This window comes from Streptomyces racemochromogenes (genome assembly GCF_044129415.1).
Taxonomy (GTDB): domain Bacteria; phylum Actinomycetota; class Actinomycetes; order Streptomycetales; family Streptomycetaceae; genus Streptomyces; species Streptomyces racemochromogenes_A.
The window spans coordinates 151247-168640 of the sequence record NZ_JBBDHD010000001.1 but is presented as its reverse complement, the minus strand read 5'-3'; the positions used below and the strand labels follow the sequence as shown (position 1 = coordinate 168640).

Sequence of the window (17394 nt, the reverse complement as noted above, 5' to 3'; positions counted from 1 at the left end):
CCCCCTTTCCGGGCTGCGGAGTCCGTATGGCACCCTCGTGCGGATGGAGGCATTGAGGGATACCGACCCGGCCCGGATCGGGGCGCAGACCCTGCTGGCCCGACTGGGGGCCGGGGGCATGGGACAGGTGTACCTCGGGCGCTCGCCGGGGGGCCGGCTGGTGGCCATCAAGGTGATCAAGGAGGAGATCACCGGGCACCCCGAGGCGCTGGCGCGCTTCCGGCGGGAGGCGGAGACGGTCCGCGCGGTGCGCTCCGCCTACACGGCGAACCTGATCGACGCGTCGCTGGCGGCGCCGCCGTACTGGCTCGCCACCGAGTACGTGGCCGGGCCCACGCTGAGCCACGCGGTGCGCGCCTTCGGGGCCCTGCCCGCCGCGTCCTGCCGCAGGCTGTTCGCCGCGCTGGCGGAGGGGCTGGCGAGCGTCCACGCGTACGGGGTCACGCACCGGGACCTCAAGCCGCAGAACGTGATCCTCGGCGCGCAGGGGCCCCAGCTCATCGACTTCGGTATCGCCAAGGGCGTGTCCGAGACGGCCCTGACGCAGACCGGTACCGCCCCGGGCACCCCCGGCTACACGGCTCCCGAGGTGCTGTTGCGCGGGGAGGCGGCGGCCGCGGCCGACGTCTTCGCCCTGGGGGCGACGATCGCCTACGCGGCCACCGGCCGGGCGCCGTACGGGACGGGTGATCCGACGGCGGTCAACTTCCGTGCGGTGCACGGGGAGATCGACGTCGCGGGTGTGGAGCCCGAACTGGCGGCGCTGATCAGGTCCTGCGTGGTGGCGGAGCCCGGGACGCGGCCCGCTCCCGCCGAGATCATCCGCCGCTGTGCCGTGGACTCGGCGCTGGTCGACGACCCGGTGTACGCGTCGCTCACGGCGGCGGGCGGCGGTACGGGGCAGGTGCCCGGGGCGCTGCCGTCGACCATCGGCCCGGGGCTGTCGGCGGCTCCTTCCGGCTACGTGCCGACGTACGTACCCGGCGGGCCGACGGTGGAGGCGCGCAAGCGCGGTGTGCCGCGCTGGGCGGTGGCGGTGATCGCGGGGCTGCTGGTGGGCGGGCTCGGGACGGGCGGGTACCTGCTGTCCCAGGGCGGCAGGGACAAGGGGGCGCAGGCCGTCGCGCCGCCGGCCACCCCCTCCCCCGGGAAGGGGGAACCGTCCTCCGGGCAGACGGCTCCGAGTCCGGCCGCCCCGTCCGCCGGCGGCGGGGACGGGGGACCGGGGGGCGTGCCCGACCACATCGAGCCGAACAAGGTCTCCAGGGACCTGTGGACCGGCGGTGCCACGGGCGGGAGCTGCAACCTCCCCGCCGAGGAGCGGGCGGACTACCTGGCGGTCTCGGCCGTGGACGCCGACGACCCGAAGGCGCAGGCGGTCACCGGAAAGCTCAGGATCCGCGTCTACCTGAAGCCCTACAACACGGAGAAGGCGCCCTACGCCGTCTCCGTGGGGGTCAAGCCGCCGCACGAGATCGACGAGAGCACCCAGCGGCCCCTTGAGTCCTTCCGGGACTACAACCACAGCATCGGCTACGCGAGCAGGCCCGTCGATCTCAAGACCCCCGGTCCGGGCGGCGAGGTGGTCCTCACGTATCCGGACGACTTCTCCACGCAGCTCGTGGACAACGAAGGGACCCGGAAGCGGTTTCCGGCCATCCCGCTGGCCAACGATCCCGGCGACTGGACGGTGCTGGTCTACCGCGTCCGGGGCGTCAAGGAGTACAGCAGTCTCTACTGCACCGGCTTTCCGGTGAAATAGTGTCAAGACAGACTGATGAATGCACTGTCAGGCGAGCTGCAATAAGGCAGTGTTGACGGGTGCGCAAATTCTGGGTGGCAAGCGGGATCGGGATCGGCGTGTGCCTGACCTTCGTCGCGCTGCTGGTCGTCGGCACGTACTCGGCGGCGGCCGGCCTGGCGAAGGGCGGCAGGCAAGGGGCCGTCGGACTGGTCAAGGGGGCGGTTCCGGCGATCTACCAGCCGCTGGTGGAGAAGTGGGGAAACCTTTGCCCCGCGCTCAACCCGGCGATGCTGGCGGCCCAGTTGTACACCGAGAGCAACTGGAAGCCCGACGCGCTCAGCAACGCCGATGCGCGCGGCATCGCCCAGTTCATCCCGGAGACGTGGGCCACGTACGGGGTGGACGGCGACGGCGACGGGGACAAGGACATCTGGGACCCCAAGGACGCCATCCCCTCGGCCGCCACGTACGACTGCCAGCTGTCGAAGGACGTGGCGGGGGTGCCGGGCGACCAGTCGGACAACATGCTCGCCGCCTACAACGCGGGTCCCTACCGCGTCATCAAGGCGGGCGGCGTGCCCCCGATCAGTGAGACGCAGGGCTATGTGAAGGCCATCCGGTCCCTGGAGAAGAGCTTCGCCCGTCCCGTCGGTCGGGTTTCGCCCTCGCAGCAGGCCGCCGGGGCCGTGTACTTCGCGCAGAAGCAGCTCGGGACGCCGTATCTGTGGGGTGGGGACGGGACGGCCGCGGACAACGGGCGGTTCGACTGTTCCGGGTTGACCAAGGCGGCGTACGAGAGCGTGGGGGTCGAGTTGCCGCGGGTGGCCAACGACCAGTACAACGCCGGGTCCCATCCCTCGCGGAGTGAGCTGCTCCCCGGTGATCTGGTCTTCTTCTCCGACGATCTGACGAACTCTCGGGAGATCCGGCACGTCGGGCTGTACGTGGGCGGCGGCTACATGATCAACGCCCCGTACACCGGCGCCGTCATCCGCTTCGACAAGATCGACACCCCCGACTACTTCGGCGCGACCCGGGTCACCAAGGAAGGGGCCGAGGCGCTTCCGGAGCGTTCGCCGGCTGCCCCCAAGGCGTAGTCGCACTCCGTTAAGCACAGGCCCTGAGCTGCGACGATGAGTCACCTTTGGATAACGTTCACGTGATCATCCGGCGCGGAGTGGAACCATGGCCGTCAGAACGGGCGTTCCATGGACGCGGGGGTGGATCGGCGGGGGGTTTGAAGGGGGCGCACACCGTCGTGCGCCCGCACGGGACCTAGGCAGGCAAGGGGCCGCGTCACATGGCTGGACTCACGACCGGTGGGCCGAATGTGGATGTCAGCCTGCTGTACCGGATCAACGGCATCGCCCGCAGCGCCCCCGAGTGGTTCGACCGGGGCGTCGCCCTGCTCGCCTCGTACGGGCTTCCGCTCGTCATGGTCCTGCTGGTGCTGTGGTGTTGGCGCGGGGCCCGGCGCCAGGACGAGGCGGCCGCCGCCGAGTCGTTCGCCGCGCTGGTGTGGGCCCCGCTGGCCGCCGCCCTCGCGCTGCTCGTGAACGTGCCGCTGCGCGGGTTCGTGGCGCGGCCGCGGCCCTTCGTCGCGCACGAGGGCCTGGAGGTGCTCGGCGGTGCGGGCGGCGGGCCGGGCGCCGGGTTCTCCTTCGTCAGCGACCACGCCACCCTCGCGATGGCCCTCGGCATCGGGCTGTTCCTCGCCCACCGCCGGCTCGGGCTCGTCGGGATCGGGCTGGCGGTGGCCGAGGGGATGTGCCGGGTCTACCTGGGCGTGCACTACCCGACCGACGTCATCGGCGGCTTCGCCCTCGGCACCGCCGTCGTCCTCCTCCTGGCGCCGCTCGCCATGGCCGGGCTGACCCCGCTGGTACGGGCGCTCGCGCGCTCGCCGCGCCTCGGGTGGCTCGTCCGGGCCAAGGACCGGGTCGTGGCCCGGCCCGTGGAGCTGGCGCAGCGGCCCGCCGAGAGCGACCTCGCCGCCTGATCCCGCCGGCTGCTACCGGTTCCACACCGCCAGCAGGAGCGCCGCCAGCAGGCACAGGCCCGCCGCGCCGAAGCACAGCCGGACCGCCGTCGGACGCTGGCGGGGTGTCACGGGCCGCCGCCCTCCCGGCCGTTGCCCGGATGCTCGCTCTCCTCGCGGCGGTAGCGGGAGCGCAGCCACAGCCCGGTGACCACTGCCGCGGCGGTGGTGAGCCCGATGGCCAGCGCCACGTCGGCCGGCCCGTCCGCCGAGCCCACGGGACGGGCCCAGGCCGCCGCGGCCGGAGTGAGCGCGATCAGCAGGCCCCAGAGCAGGGCCACGAGGCGGGGTGCGGTTCCTGGCATGCCTCCAGCGCAACCGGTCCCCGCGCCCCCGGCCAGCCGGGACGTCCGAACGGGCGACACGCCCGGCCGCGGGGGCTTCGGGGTTACGGGGCGGCGGTGTGTCTCGTGGCGTCCCTGCGGGCCAGGTCCCGGGAGCGGCGGGCCGGGCCGGTCCAGCCGCAGCTGCACACGGCGAGGCAGAAGGAGCCCCGCTCGGCGGTGCTCGTGGTGTGTCCGGTGGGTGTCTGCGTGCCTGCCGCGGGGTGACGCGGCTCGGCCACAGCGGTAAACGGAGCGACCTGGGTCGCCTTGGTGTGCGGATCCACGACTCAACGGTACCGGGGCCGGGCCGGTGCCGGTACGGTGCCCGGCCCCTTCCGGACCGTGACGGGAAACCCCGGACCTCGTTAACCGGAGCGGGTGGGGGCCTCGGGCAAACAGCGGTCATGCGTTGGGGGTTGGCAGGCGATGGTGGTGCACCAGCACAGGCGGCGGCGACGGCGTGCGGTCGAGGCGGTGCTCGGGGTCTGCGTGGCCGTCACCGTGGCCGCGCTGGGCGGATGCGGTGCCGCGAGCGGAACGGTGGCCGGCGGCGGGGCGGGCGACGCCCGTCCCCCGGGCGACCCCGCGGCGGCGGTCCGCGGGGCCGCCGACGCGCTGGCCGCCACCGGGAGCGCGCAGGCCCGTACGGCGATGGAAATGGCCACCGGCGGGACCCGGGTGACCATCCGGGGCGAGGGCGGCGTCGACTTCCGCAAGCGGATGGGGCAACTGCTGGTGATGCTGCCCGCCGACGTGAAGGGACAGCCGGAGCACCGGCCGATCACCGAGCTGCTCGTCCCCGGGGCGCTCTACATGAAGAACCGGGGCGCCGGCGTCCCCGACGACAAGTGGGTCCGCCTCGACACGGCGTCCCTCCCCGACGGCAACCTCGTCACGGGCGGGGCCACCGATCCGCTGGCCGCCGCCGAGCTGCTGCGTGGCGCGCAGCAGGTGACGTACGTCGGCGAGAGCGACCTGGCGGGCACCAAGGTGCGCCACTACCGGGGGACGACGGACATCGGGCGGGCCGCGCAGAGCGCCTCTCCAGGGGTCAGGGAAGCGTTGCAGGCGGCGGCGAAAGGGTTCAGCAAGGACAGCGTGCCCTTCGACGCCTACCTGGACGAGGAGGGCCGCCTGCGGAAGGTCCGCCACCGTTTCACGTACGTCAAGAATGGCGTGATCGATGTCTCCTCGACGACGCTGCTGTACGGCTTCGGCATGCCGGTGACCGTCGTATTGCCCGCAGAAGGGGATATTTACGCCGGGAAGATCGCCGAGTAGCGGGCCGGAACGGCCCGGGCGGTACGTCCGGGCCATGGGTCCACTATCCGGAAATGGTCCATCCGTGTCATGCGCGGTACGAGCGGCGGTCCCTACGCTGGGAAGCCGGGTGCCGGACGTGCGATGGCGGCAGAGAGAGGTGACACGCGTGACTCCCGCAGGCGGTACGACGGTGCAGGACCACGTGGCGCTCGCCGAGATCGAGCTCTGCGGGGAGCTGATCATCGCGGCGTCGACCGCGGCCGAGGAACGGCTCAGCCAGGACCGGATCGACGAGGTGCTGATGGGGATCGGGCCGTAGCCCGACGGCGGCGCCGCTCAGCTGCGCAGGAGGCGGGCGATGGCCTTCGTGGCCTCCTCCACCTTCGCGTCGATCTCGGTGCCGCCCTTGACGGCGGCGTCCGCCACGCAGTGGCGCAGGTGCTCCTCCAGGAGCTGGAGGGCGAAGGACTGGAGGGCCTTCGTGCTCGCGGACACCTGGGTGAGTATGTCGATGCAGTACACGTCCTCGTCGACGAGCCGCTGGAGGCCCCGGATCTGGCCCTCGATCCGGCGCAGCCGCTTGAGGTGCTCGTCCTTCTGGTGGTGATAGCCGTGGACGGGAACGGCCCCGGAGCCCTCCGCCTCGATGGTCGTCATGAGTCCTCCCGTGGTCCGGTACGAGGGGGTATATACCCCTCATGGGTATAGGTTACGTCGCCCGGGCCGCAGGGGCAGGGATCCGTGCGCCCCACTCTGCCTGATGGAGGACACCCGGGGACCGCCGGTTAGCCGTGGCCGGGGGATACGCCTAGCATCAGCCTGACCGAATCCGATGCACCCCGAGGACCCCACGTGCGATTTCGTCTGACCCCCAGGGAGACGAGCTTCTACGACATGTTCGCCGCATCCGCGGACAACATCGTCACGGGCTCGAAGCTCCTGATGGAACTGCTCGGAGCGGATCCCTCCGCCCGAGCCGAGATCGCGGAGCGGATGCGTGCGGCCGAGCACGCCGGGGACGACGCCACCCACGCGATCTTCCACCAGCTGAACTCCTCGTTCATCACGCCGTTCGACCGCGAGGACATCTACAGTCTGGCCTCGTCGCTCGACGACATCATGGACTTCATGGAGGAGGCCGTCGACCTCGTCGTCCTCTACAACGTCGAGGAACTGCCCAAGGGCGTCGAGCAGCAGATCGAGGTCCTGGCGCGGGCCGCCGAGCTGACCGCCGAGGCCATGCCGCACCTGCGGACCATGGACAACCTGACCGAGTACTGGATCGAGGTCAACCGGCTGGAGAACCAGGCCGACCAGATCCACCGCAAGCTGCTCGCCCAGCTCTTCAACGGCAAGTACGACGCCATCGAGGTGCTGAAGCTCAAGCAGATCGTCGATGTGCTGGAAGAGGCCGCCGACGCGTTCGAGCACGTCGCGAACACGGTGGAGACCATCGCGGTCAAGGAGTCCTGAACCTCGTGGACACCTTCGCTCTGGTCGTGACCATCGGTGTCGCGCTCGGCTTCACGTATACGAACGGTTTCCACGACTCCGCGAACGCCATCGCGACCTCCGTCTCGACGCGGGCCCTGACCCCGCGCGCGGCGCTCGCGATGGCCGCGGTGATGAACCTCGCCGGTGCCTTCCTCGGCAGCGGTGTCGCCCACACGGTCAGCCAGGGGCTGATCGAGACGCCCCAGGGCAACCGGGGCATGTGGATCCTCTTCTCCGCCCTCGTCGGCGCGATCGTCTGGAACCTGATCACCTGGTACTTCGGGCTGCCCTCGTCCTCCTCCCACGCGCTGTTCGGCGGCATGGTGGGCGCGGCGCTGGCCGGCGGGACCGAGGTCCTGTGGGGCGGGGTGATCGACAAGGTCGTCATCCCGATGTTCCTGTCGCCGGTCGTCGGCCTGATCGTCGGCTACCTGGTGATGGTCGCCATCCTGTGGATGTTCCGCCGCGCCAACCCGCACAAGGCCAAGCGCGGCTTCCGCATCGCGCAGACGGTGTCCGCGGCCGGCATGGCCCTCGGGCACGGCCTCCAGGACGCCCAGAAGACCATGGGCATCGTGGTGATGGCCCTGGTCATCGCCGACGTGCAGGGGGCCGACGACCCGATCCCGGTCTGGGTCAAGATCGCGTGCGCGGTGATGCTGTCGCTGGGTACGTACGCGGGCGGCTGGCGCATCATGCGCACCCTCGGCCGCAAGATCATCGAGCTGGACCCGCCGCAGGGCTTCGCGGCGGAGACCACCGGCGCCTCGATCATGTTCGCCACCGCCTTCCTCTTCAAGGCGCCGATCTCCACCACCCACGTGATCACCTCGGCGATCATGGGTGTGGGCGCGACCAAGCGGGTCAACGCGGTCCGCTGGGGCGTGGCCAAGAACATCATCCTCGGCTGGTTCATCACCATGCCGGCGGCGGCTCTGGTCGCCGCGGTCTGCTTCTGGCTCGCGGACCTGGCCTTCGTCGGCTGACGCCGTCGTCGGCCGGCGCGGCCCGGTCGCGCGGCGGTACGGAAACGGGCCGGCTCCCCCCACCCAGGGGGAGCCGGCCCTCTTTCTTTCCATCCCGCGGTGGCACCGCCATGCAGCACCGCAGGACGACCGCGCGAGCGGCCCCGGCGCTTTAGCCGAAGCGGCCCGAGATGTAGTCCTCGGTCGCCTGGACGGACGGGTTGGAGAAGATCCGGTCCGTGTCGTCGATCTCGACCAGCTTTCCGGGCTGGCCGACGGCGGCGAGGTTGAAGAAGGCGGTGCGGTCGGAGACGCGGGCCGCCTGCTGCATGTTGTGGGTCACGATCACGATCGTGAACCGCTCCTTGAGCTCGCCGATCAGGTCCTCGATGGCGAGGGTGGAGATCGGGTCGAGGGCGGAGCAGGGCTCGTCCATCAGCAGGACCTGCGGCTCGACCGCGATGGCGCGGGCGATGCACAGACGCTGCTGCTGGCCGCCGGAGAGGCCGGAGCCGGGCTTGTTCAGGCGGTCCTTGACCTCGTTCCAGAGGTTCGCGCCCTTGAGGGAGCGCTCCACGATGTCCGTGAGCTCGGACTTCTTGAACTTGCCGTTCAGGCGCAGGCCCGCCGCGACGTTGTCGAAGATCGACATGGTGGGGAAGGGGTTCGGGCGCTGGAAGACCATGCCGACGGTGCGGCGCACCGCGACGGGGTCCACGTTGGAGCCGTACAGGTTCTCGTCGTCCAGCAGCACCTTGCCCTCGACGCGGCCGCCGGGGGTGACCTCGTGCATGCGGTTCAGGGTGCGCAGGAAGGTGGACTTGCCGCAGCCGGAGGGGCCGATGAAGGCCGTCACCGAGCGGGGTTCCACGGTCATCGAGATGTCATCGATGGCCTTGTGGCTGCCGTAGAAGGCGGAGAGGCCGCTGACGTCGATTCGCTTGGCCATGAGGGGTCACTTCGCTTTCATACAGTCGCGTCAGCGACCGGTCTTCGGGGCCTTCCAGCGGGCTATGCCGCGGGCCACCAGATTCAGGATCATGACGAAGGCGATCAGGACGAGCGCCGCGGCCCAGGCCCGGTCGTAGGAGGCCTCACTGCCGACCTTGTACTGCTCCCAGATGTACAGCGGGAGCGAGGACTGGGCGCCTTCGAAGGGGTTGCCGTTGATCAGCTGCGATCCGAAGACCAGCAGCATGATCGGCGCGGTCTCGCCGGCGATGCGGGCGACGGCCAGCATCAGGCCGGTGGAGATGCCGCCGATGGCCGTGGGCAGGACCACCTTGAGGATCACGCGCCACTTCGGCACACCGAGGGCCAGGGCGGCCTCGCGCAGCTCGTTCGGGACGAGCTTGAGCATCTCCTCGGTGGAGCGGACGACGACCGGCATCATCAGGATCGACAGCGCCATCGCGCCGGCGAAGCCGGAGGGGCCGAAGCCGAGCATCAGGTTCCAGGTCGTCAGGATGAACAGGCCCGCGACGATGGAGGGGATGCCGGTCATGACGTCGACGAAGAAGGTGACGGCGCGGGCCAGCTTGCCCTTGCCGTACTCGACCAGGTAGACGGCGGTCAGCAGGCCGATGGGCGCCGCGATCAGGGCGGCGAGGGCCACCTGTTCGAGGGTGCCGAGCAGCGCGTGGTAGACGCCGCCGCCCTGCTCGAAGCTGGTCACGCCGTTCATCGAGTGGCTGAGGAAGTCCGCGTTCAGGGCCTTCAGGCCGCGGCTGACCGTGGTCCACATCAGGGACAGCAGCGGCACGACCGCGAGGACGAAGCAGACCCAGACGAGGGAGGTCGCGATGCGGTCCTTGGCCTGGCGGCGGTTCTCGACGACCGCGCTGGCGGTGTAGGTGATCACGACGAACAGCAGGGCGGCGATCAGGCCCCACTGCACCTTGCTGCTCAGGTCGAAGACGAGGCCGATGGCGCTGCCGAGGACGGCGGAGGCGACGGCGATGCCGGCGGGGGCCCAGCGGGGCAGGCCGCCGCGGGTCAGGCCGGCGGGGACGGGGGACCTGCGGGCCGGTGCGGGCCGCTGGTCCGGGAGGGTGTGGCTCATCAGGCGTTCGCCCCCGAGAAGTCCTTGCGACGGGCGATGATCAGGCGGGCCGCACCGTTGACGAGGAGGGTGAGCAGGAAGAGGACGAGACCGGAGGCGATGAGCGCGTCACGGCCGAACTCGTTGGCCTCGTCGAACTTGGCGGCGATGTTCTGCGCGAAGGTGCCGCCGCCCGGGTCCAGGATGTGCCCGGAGATCAGGAAGCTCGGGGAGAGGACGGTGGCCACGGCCATGGTCTCGCCGAGCGCGCGGCCGAGGCCGAGCATGGAGGCGGAGATGACGCCGGAGCGGCCGAAGGGCAGCACCGACATGCGGATGACCTCCCAGCGGGTCGCGCCGAGGGCCAGGGCGGCCTCCTCGTTCATGCGCGGGACCTGGAGGAAGACCTCGCGGCTGACGCTCGTGACGATCGGCAGGATCATGATCGCGAGCAGGATGCCGACGGTGAACAGCGAGCGGGCGACGCCGACCTGGGTCTTGTCGAAGACGTAGGTCCAGCCGAGGTACTCGTCGAGCCAGAGGTTCAGCCCGTTCAGCTGCGGCACGAGGAAGAGGGCGCCCCAGATGCCGTAGATGATCGACGGCACGGCGGCCAGCAGGTCGACCACGTAGGCGAGGGGCGCGGCCAGCTTGCGCGGCGCGTAGTGCGAGATGAACAGGGCGATGCCGACGGCGATCGGCACCGCGATGGCCATCGCGATGACCGAGCTGACGACGGTGCCGAAGAGCAGGACGGCGATACCGAAGACGGGGGGCCGGGCGGAGGCGTTCCAGTCGAAGGTGGTGAGGAAGTTCCCCTCGTTCTTCGACAGGGCGATGCTGGCCCGGTAGGTGAGGAAGGCGGCGATCGACGCCATGATCACCAGGAGCAGGATGCCGGAGCCCTTGGAGAGCCCGGAGAAGATCTTGTCACCGGCGCGGCCGGTGGACCTTCCGCTCTTGATGACGGGCGGAGCCGTGTCTATGCGGGTGGGTGTGCTGGAAGCCATGGTCTTTCCGGTCTGTGTGGGGGGCGAGCCCCCTGGCGGCGGTGCACCGGATCCCCCGGGTGGAGGGGGAGGGTCCCCGGGTCCGGCCCGCCCGGACGGGGGCGGGCCGGACCTCGGGGGTCAGGACTGAGCCTCGTGGCTCCGGAGCCGTGGGGCCTCGCGGCCCCCGGGCTCCAGGGCCTTACGCGAGGGACTTGATGACCTCGCGGACCTTGCTGTTGATCTCGGTCGGGATGGGGGCGTAGCCGTTCTCGGTGAGGGCCTTCTGGCCGGCGTCCGAGGCGGTGTACTCCAGGAAGGACTTCACGGTGCCGAGCGTCTCGGGCTTGTTGCCCTTGTCGCAGACGACCTCGTAGGTGACCAGGACGATCGGGTACGCGCCCTCGGCCTTGGTGGCGTAGTCGAGCTTGAGGGACAGGTCCGAGCCGGTGCCGGTGATCTTGGCGGCGGAGATGGCCTTGGAGGCGTTCTCCGGGGTGGCCTTGACCGGGGCGGAGGCGCCGGTGTTCACGTCGACCGTCTTGATGTTCTGCGAGGTGGCGTACGAGAGCTCGAAGTAGCCGATCGCGCCGTCGACGGCCTTGACCTGGGAGGCGACACCGGCGGAGCCGGACGCGGCCTGGCCGCCGGGGGCCGGCCACTTCTTGGAGGCGTCGTAGGACCAGGCGTCAGGGGCGGCGGCCTTGAGGTACTTGCCGAGGTTCTCGGTGGTGCCGGAGTCCTCGGAGCGGTGGAAGGCCTGGATGGCGGTGGGGGGAAGCGTGACGCCGGGGTTCAGCTTCTTGATCGCCTCGTCGTCCCACTTCTTGATCTTGTCGTTGAAGATGTTGGCGATCGTCGCGGCGTCGAGGTTCAGCTTGTCCACGCCGGCGACGTTGAAGCCGAGGGCGATGGGGCCGCCGACCATCGGCAGGTCGATGCCCTGGCCGCCGGTGCAGATCTTCTTCGAGTCCTCGACCTGCTCGGGCTTCAGCGCGGAGTCCGAGCCGGCGAAGCCGACGGTGCCCTGGTTGAACGCGACGATGCCCTCGCCGGAGGAGGAGGACTTGTAGTTCACCTCGACGCCGGAGCAGGCGGCCATGTAGTTCTTGACCCACAGGTCCACGGCGTTCTTCTGGGCGGAGGAGCCGGAGGCGAGCAGCTTGCCCTTGGCGCCGTCGCACTTGATGTCGCCGGGGGCGGGGGCCGAGGCCTTCGGGGTGCCGTCGGCACCGGTTTTCGTGTTGTCGTCCGAGCCGCACGCCGTGAGGACCAGGGCGCCGGACACGACGAGGGCCCCGAGGGCGGAGGCACGAAGCCGGTTCTTGCGCTGAAGCTTCACTGTTCGGGTGTTCCTTCCGGGGAGCCGCCGGCCGCTTTCTGTATCGGGGCGGCGTGCGAAGAGGACTACGTGGTCGCTGGGGTGCGTAGCCGTTCATTGCCGTTCGGCTCGCACCGTGCGGTACCGAAATTAGGCAGAACAGGTGACGGGGTCGACGGGGGTTGGTGAACGGACGGTGAACCGTGTCGGACGGGCGAGTGCGGATGGGGGGTTTGTACCTGGGATTAAGCGGGCGTTATCCGCCCGTTATGGCGCTGTGACCTTCCTGTGGGGGGTGGCGGGAGGCGGGGGGCGGGTGGCCGGATTCCGCCGGTGGGGCGGGGTGAGGGAGGGGGGGGGAGAGCCTCGGGGGCGCGGGGCCGGCTGGCCGGCCGGGGTGGGGAAAGGCGGGACTTCGCTGAGCGGTCTCAGGGACCGGCTGGGGGTTTCCCGTCAGTCTCATCGTCCTTCCGCGCCGGGCCGCCCTGTCAAGGGCGCTCCTTCGTCGCGTCGCTCCGCGATGGCCTCCGGCCACCCTTGACAGCCCGACCCGCCGCGAAATGCCGAAGACTGCCGGGAAACCCCCAGAGGAACGGGACGGATGTTCCATGGACATGCGGCGGACTTGGCGACCAGGCGAGGTGGTCGGGGGCCGGCAGACCACCCGTTCGGGCCGCCGGGAATGCCCTCCGGGACGGCCCTCCGCGCCGGATCGCTACGCGCTCCTCCCGGTTTGGCGTCCGCGAGCCGTCCGGGGCCGCTGCCCGCCCCGGAGGACGATGAGATGGTCATCCGGGACGGCCCTCCGCGCCGGATCGCTACGCGCTCCTCGATTCCGGCGTCCAGCGGCCGTCTTGGGTCGAGATGCCCCGCAGATCAGCCTTTGGCCCCCCGTACCGGCCCGAACGCCGATCCGTTCGTCATGTGGTGCAGGCACCAGCCCAGGCGCCCGCCGACAGCCGGCCGCCGAGACGAGCGAAGCGCGTAGCGACCTGACGCGCCCCCGGGTCTCCGGATGACGGTCTGGTCGTCCTCTGGTGCGGGGACCGGCCCCAGACGGGGGTGGGACGCCGGAATTCGAGGAGCGCGTAGCGATCTGAGGCGCAGGGCTGCACCGGATGACGATTCCATCGTCATCCGGTGCGGGCAGCGACCCCAGACGGCTGGTAGACGCCAAGCCGGGAGGAGCGCGTAGCGATCTGACGCGTGGGGTGGGTCCGAAGGGCATTCCCGGCGGCCCGGATGCATGGTCTGCCGGCCCCCGACGACCTCGCCTCGTCCCTGATCCGGCCGCAGGTCCAAGGAAGGACCGTCCCGTTCCTTTGGGGGTTTCCCGGCAGTCCTTGTCTTTCCGGGGCGGGTCGGGCTGTCAAGGGTGGCCGGAGGCCATCGCGGAGCGACGCGACGAAGGAGCGCCCTTGACAGGGCGGCCCGAACCGGAAGGACAGTGGGACTGGCGGGAAAGCCCCAACCCTTCCCTGAGACCGCCCGGGGAGGTCCCGGCCATCGCCGGACCCGCCCGCACCCATCCACCCCCGCCCCCCTACGGCGCCGCCCTACGGCGCCGCCGGTACCGCCGCCGTCGGGGTCCACAGGGTGTGGAAGGTGAGGCGGCTGGCTTCCACCGCGTGGCGCTGGTCGGCGTGGAGGACGCCCAGGGCGTACGCCGTCGCCGGGGCGATGCGCGGGGTGCGGGCCGCCGTCGCCGAGGCGGTGGCCGCCTCCGAGGCGTCCCGGTGCTGGTTCAGGGCCTCGCTCGCCGCCGCCAGGTGGGGCTCGTACGTCCCCAGGGCCTCGCGGGCGTAGCGGTGCACGCGCAACAGGCGGCGTACCTCGTGCCAGGCGGCGTCGGCGTGCGCCGAGTACGGGGTGGAGGCGCCGGCGGCGGGGAGGGCGGCGACCGCCGCGCCCAGGCGGGTGCCGGCCATCTCCGCCAGCGGCGTCAGGACGTCGTCCGGGCGCCCGTCGGCCGCCACCGGGTCCAGCGGGACTTCCGAGGCGAGGACGGCCACCGCGTCCGCCACCGCGTGGAACCGCGCCGAGCCGAGCGCCTGGAGGGTCGCCGAGTGCGCCCGGGTGCGGGCCAGGGTGAGCTGGCGTTCCAGCAGGGCGCCCGCCCGTGCGGCGCCGACCGTCAGCGCGCCCGCGCCGGTGCCGCGCGGGGCCGGGACCTCCGGGGAGGCCGAGAGCCGCTGCAGCGCCTCCATCAGGCGGGACAGCCGGGCCGCGTACGCGTGCTCGTCCGCCAGGGTGGAGGACAGCCAGACGAGCTCGGTGCGCAGCGGGTCCGCCCAGCTCGCCTGCGTGAGGACGCGGAACGTGCTCAGGGACGAGGCGATGCGGCGCGCGGCCCCCCGCAGGCCGTGCGCCGCATCGCCGTCGTCCCCGCCGAGGGGGCCGCCCCCCGCGCCCGCCGCGCCTGCGTCATGCAGGCGCAGCGCGCGCAGGAAAGCGGTGGCCTGGGAACGCAGGTACGCGCCGAGCACGTCGCCTGCGGTCGGGTCATGGTTTGGCTGAGCCACGCCGGCGCCTCCGGGCGTCAATGAGCATCTCCTGTACGTGCCGCAGTGGCTGGCCTTCGGCGTCGGTGCTGTGCCGGGTCCATTCGCCGTCCGGGCCGAGGTGCCAGGAGGAGGTGGCGTCGGACATGCCGGTCTCCAGCATCCGGTCCAGTGCCGCGCGGTGACCGGGGTCGGTGACCCTGACCAGTGCCTCGATGCGGCGGTCGAGGTTGCGGTGCATCATGTCGGCGCTGCCGATCCACACCTCGGGCTCGCCGCCGTTGCCGAAGGCGAAGACCCGGGAGTGTTCCAGGAAGCGGCCGAGGACCGAGCGGACCCGGATGTTCTCCGACAGCCCCGGCACCCCCGGGCGTACGGCGCAGATGCCGCGCACCCAGATGTCGATCGGGACACCCACCTGGGAGGCCCGGTAGAGGGCGTCGATCAGGGCCTCGTCGACGATCGAGTTCATCTTCAGCCGGACGGACGCCGGGCGGCCCGACCGGTGGTGGTCGGCCTCCTTGTCGATGCGCGCTATGAGCCCGTCGCGCAGGGACTTGGGGGCGGTCAGCAGCCGGCGGTAGGTCTCGCGGCGGGAGTAGCCGGAGAGCCGGTTGAAGAGGTCGGAGAGGTCCGCGCCGACCTGCGGGTCGGCGGTGAGCAGGCCGAGGTCCTCGTACAGGCGGGCGGTCTTGGGGTGGTAGTTGCCGGTGCCGACGTGGCTGTAGCGCCGCAGGGTCTCGCCCTCCTGGCGGACCACGAGCGACAGCTTGCAGTGGGTCTTGAGGCCGACCAGGCCGTAGACCACGTGGCAGCCGGACTCCTCCAGCTTGCGCGCCCACTTGATGTTGGCCTGCTCGTCGAAGCGGGCCTTGATCTCGACGAGGACGAGGACCTGCTTGCCGGACTCGGCGGCGTCGATCAGCGCGTCGACGATCGGGGAGTCGCCGGAGGTGCGGTACAGCGTCTGCTTGATCGCGAGGACGTCCGGGTCGGCGGCGGCCTGTTCCAGGAAGGCCTGTACCGAGGTCGAGAAGGAGTCGTACGGGTGGTGGAGCAGGACGTCGCGCTCGCGCAGGGCGGCGAAGATGTCGGGCGCGGAGGCGGACTCCACCTCGGCGAGGTCGCGGTGGGTGCCGGCGACGAACTTGGGGTACTTCAGTTCGGGCCGGTCGAGGGAGGAGATCCCGAAGAGGGCCGTCAGGTCGAGCGGGCCGGGCAGCGGGTAGACCTCGGCGGCGGAGACCTTCAGCTCCTGCACCAGCAGGTCCAGCACTCCGGGGTCGATGGACTCCTCGACCTCCAGGCGCACCGGCGGGCCGAAGCGGCGCCGCATGAGCTCCTTCTCCAGGGCCTGGAGGAGGTTCTCGGCGTCGTCCTCCTCGACCTCCAGGTCCTCGTTGCGGGTGACGCGGAACATGTGGTGCGCGAGCACCTCCATGCCGGGGAACAGCTCCTCCAGGTGCGCCGCTATGACGTCCTCCAGCGGGACGTAGCGCTGCGGGGAGGCCTCCAGGAAGCGGCTGAGCAGCGGCGGCACCTTGACGCGGGCGAAGTGCCGGTGGCCGCTGACGGGGTTGCGCACGACGACGGCCAGGTTCAGCGACAGGCCGGAGATGTACGGGAAGGGGTGTGCGGGGTCCACGGCCAGCGGGGTGAGCACCGGGAAGATCTGGTTGCGGAACAGGGTGAAGAGGCGGGCCTGCTCCTTTTCGGTGAGGTCGGGCCACCGGATGAGGTGGATGCCCTCCTCGGCGAGCTGGGGGGCGATGTCCTGCTGGTAGCAGGCGGCGTGCCGGGCCATGAGCTCGCGGGAGCGGGTCCAGATGAGGTCGAGGACCTCGCGGGGCTGGAGGCCGGAGGCCGAACGGGTGGCGACGCCGGTCGCGATGCGGCGCTTGAGGCCGGCGACGCGGACCATGAAGAACTCGTCGAGGTTGCTCGCGAAGATCGCCAGGAAGTTGGCGCGTTCGAGGAGCGGGGTGGTGGGGTCCTCGGCCAGTTCGAGGACGCGCTCGTTGAAGGCCAGCCAGCTGCGTTCGCGGTCGAGGAACCGGTTGGCGGGGAGCTCGCCGGTGTCGTCCTTGTCCTCGTAGGCGTCGAGGTCGGCGTCGAGATCGGGATCAAGGCCGACTCGGGCCGAGGTGGTGGGGCCGGTGCGCGCGCGGTGGGCGGCTATGGAGCCGAGACGCGGCTTCGCCGGCGTTTTCTCGTCCGCCTGGGAGGCGTCGGAGCGGTGAGACGGGTGCTGGGCGGGGACCTCGGTGGGGCCTGCGCTGGGCTGGTGGCTCATGACTCCATTCTTCCGCGCACGGGGTAGGACAGGCGCGTCGGAAGTGTCCGCGGTCAGGCGGAGTCTGGGCTGCATGCTGGGAGGCTCGCAAGCGTGTCTGAATGCCCGGTTAATGGCGTATGGCTTCCAGACTCCGCCTGCGGGCAGGATCCCCGGCGCCGTGACCTCCTGATACCGGTCGCCGGCCCCGATCCGGCCGGCGCACGCCCCGGCCATCCGGCCCCCCCGCTGACGCCCCTGGTCCCCCCTGGCGCGCCCACCAGCCCCGGATGACGCTCAGCGGCCCCGGACGGCGGCCGGAGGCCCGGTCTGCCGGCGCCCGACGGCCCCGGCTCATCGTTGAGGGAGCCGGATGGGCAAGGTGCGACCGTGCCGTCCTTCCGGGGGTTGCCCGGCAGTCCTCGTCTTTCCGGGGCGGG

The 17394-nt window shown here is 71.2% G+C and carries 15 protein-coding genes; 7 read left to right on the top strand and 8 right to left on the bottom strand.

Annotated features, from left to right (window positions below; translation table 11 throughout):
- Positions 1-43: 43 nt before the first annotated feature.
- The 3 genes from WDV06_RS00840 to WDV06_RS00830 all read left to right on the top strand — a co-directional run bounded on the left by WDV06_RS00840 (position 44) and on the right by WDV06_RS00830 (position 3743).
- Complete coding sequence (locus WDV06_RS00840; RefSeq protein WP_395507605.1) at positions 44-1762, top strand: serine/threonine-protein kinase; 1719 nt, start codon at positions 44-46, stop codon at positions 1760-1762.
- Positions 1763-1821: 59 nt separating this feature from the next.
- Positions 1822-2841 carry a C40 family peptidase gene (locus tag WDV06_RS00835; RefSeq protein WP_395507604.1) on the top strand — a complete coding sequence of 340 codons (1020 nt, stop codon included), beginning with the start codon at positions 1822-1824 and terminating at the stop codon, positions 2839-2841.
- A gap of 203 nt (positions 2842-3044) precedes the next feature.
- A complete protein-coding gene (locus WDV06_RS00830) occupies positions 3045-3743 on the top strand; it encodes a phosphatase PAP2 family protein (RefSeq protein ID WP_395507603.1) in 699 nt (232 codons plus the stop codon).
- 107 nt (positions 3744-3850) lie between these two features.
- Here WDV06_RS00830 and WDV06_RS00825 read toward each other — a convergent pair whose 3' ends face one another.
- A complete protein-coding gene (locus WDV06_RS00825) occupies positions 3851-4087 on the bottom strand; it encodes a hypothetical protein (protein ID WP_395507602.1) in 237 nt (78 codons plus the stop codon).
- Between the two features lie 447 nt (positions 4088-4534).
- Here WDV06_RS00825 and WDV06_RS00820 point away from each other — a divergent pair, with 447 nt between their 5' ends.
- Both WDV06_RS00820 and WDV06_RS00815 read left to right on the top strand, forming a co-directional pair.
- Positions 4535-5389: an SCO4651 family lipoprotein gene (locus tag WDV06_RS00820; protein ID WP_395507601.1), complete on the top strand. Its 855-nt coding sequence runs from the start codon at positions 4535-4537 to the stop codon at positions 5387-5389.
- Between the two features lie 148 nt (positions 5390-5537).
- Positions 5538-5690, top strand: coding sequence for a hypothetical protein (locus WDV06_RS00815; protein ID WP_395507600.1), 153 nt, complete (start codon positions 5538-5540; stop codon positions 5688-5690).
- Positions 5691-5707: 17 nt separating this feature from the next.
- On the opposite strand, the gene WDV06_RS00810 is transcribed toward WDV06_RS00815, so the two are convergent.
- Positions 5708-6028 carry a metal-sensitive transcriptional regulator gene (locus tag WDV06_RS00810; RefSeq protein ID WP_042818427.1) on the bottom strand — a complete coding sequence of 107 codons (321 nt, stop codon included), beginning with the start codon at positions 6026-6028 and terminating at the stop codon, positions 5708-5710.
- A gap of 195 nt (positions 6029-6223) precedes the next feature.
- On the opposite strand from WDV06_RS00810, the gene WDV06_RS00805 reads away from it, so the two are divergent.
- Both WDV06_RS00805 and WDV06_RS00800 read left to right on the top strand, forming a co-directional pair.
- The gene (locus WDV06_RS00805) at positions 6224-6844 is read left to right on the top strand and encodes a DUF47 domain-containing protein (protein WP_042818429.1); all 621 of its coding nucleotides are present in this window, start codon (positions 6224-6226) and stop codon (positions 6842-6844) included.
- A gap of 5 nt (positions 6845-6849) precedes the next feature.
- Positions 6850-7851, top strand: a complete 1002-nt coding sequence (locus WDV06_RS00800) for an inorganic phosphate transporter (protein WP_395507599.1) — start codon at positions 6850-6852, stop codon at positions 7849-7851.
- A 151-nt stretch (positions 7852-8002) separates the two neighbouring features.
- Here the strand turns inward: WDV06_RS00800 and pstB are convergent, their stop codons facing one another.
- The 6 genes from pstB to WDV06_RS00770 form a co-directional block, all read right to left on the bottom strand.
- A complete protein-coding gene (pstB, locus tag WDV06_RS00795; RefSeq protein WP_366456443.1) occupies positions 8003-8779 on the bottom strand; it encodes a phosphate ABC transporter ATP-binding protein PstB in 777 nt (258 codons plus the stop codon).
- A gap of 30 nt (positions 8780-8809) precedes the next feature.
- Positions 8810-9892, bottom strand: a complete 1083-nt coding sequence (gene pstA / locus WDV06_RS00790) for a phosphate ABC transporter permease PstA (RefSeq protein ID WP_395507598.1) — start codon at positions 9890-9892, stop codon at positions 8810-8812.
- Positions 9892-10881 (bottom strand): phosphate ABC transporter permease subunit PstC, encoded by a 990-nt coding sequence (gene pstC, locus WDV06_RS00785; protein WP_395507597.1) that lies wholly within the window; start codon positions 10879-10881, stop codon positions 9892-9894. The genes pstA and pstC overlap by 1 nt, the downstream gene beginning before the upstream one ends.
- 181 nt (positions 10882-11062) lie before the next feature.
- On the bottom strand, positions 11063-12202 hold the full coding sequence (gene pstS, locus WDV06_RS00780; protein WP_395507596.1) for a phosphate ABC transporter substrate-binding protein PstS: 1140 nt from the start codon (positions 12200-12202) through the stop codon (positions 11063-11065).
- Between the two features lie 1535 nt (positions 12203-13737).
- On the bottom strand, positions 13738-14703 hold the full coding sequence (locus WDV06_RS00775) for a CHAD domain-containing protein (protein ID WP_395507595.1): 966 nt from the start codon (positions 14701-14703) through the stop codon (positions 13738-13740).
- Complete coding sequence (locus tag WDV06_RS00770; protein WP_395507594.1) at positions 14684-16975, bottom strand: RNA degradosome polyphosphate kinase; 2292 nt, start codon at positions 16973-16975, stop codon at positions 14684-14686. The genes WDV06_RS00775 and WDV06_RS00770 overlap by 20 nt, the downstream gene beginning before the upstream one ends.
- Between the last annotated feature and the right edge of the window lie 419 nt (positions 16976-17394).

Coding starts and splice junctions, on each gene's coding strand:
- WDV06_RS00830 (WP_395507603.1), top strand. CDS start 3,045: ATGGCTGGACTCACGACCGGTGGGCCGAATGTGGATGTCAGCCTGCTG.
- pstA (WP_395507598.1), bottom strand. CDS start 9,892: ATGAGCCACACCCTCCCGGACCAGCGGCCCGCACCGGCCCGCAGGTCC.
- WDV06_RS00770 (WP_395507594.1), bottom strand. CDS start 16,975: ATGAGCCACCAGCCCAGCGCAGGCCCCACCGAGGTCCCCGCCCAGCAC.
- pstB (WP_366456443.1), bottom strand. CDS start 8,779: ATGGCCAAGCGAATCGACGTCAGCGGCCTCTCCGCCTTCTACGGCAGC.
- WDV06_RS00810 (WP_042818427.1), bottom strand. CDS start 6,028: ATGACGACCATCGAGGCGGAGGGCTCCGGGGCCGTTCCCGTCCACGGC.
- WDV06_RS00840 (WP_395507605.1), top strand. CDS start 44: ATGGAGGCATTGAGGGATACCGACCCGGCCCGGATCGGGGCGCAGACC.
- WDV06_RS00820 (WP_395507601.1), top strand. CDS start 4,535: ATGGTGGTGCACCAGCACAGGCGGCGGCGACGGCGTGCGGTCGAGGCG.
- pstC (WP_395507597.1), bottom strand. CDS start 10,881: ATGGCTTCCAGCACACCCACCCGCATAGACACGGCTCCGCCCGTCATC.
- WDV06_RS00825 (WP_395507602.1), bottom strand. CDS start 4,087: ATGCCAGGAACCGCACCCCGCCTCGTGGCCCTGCTCTGGGGCCTGCTG.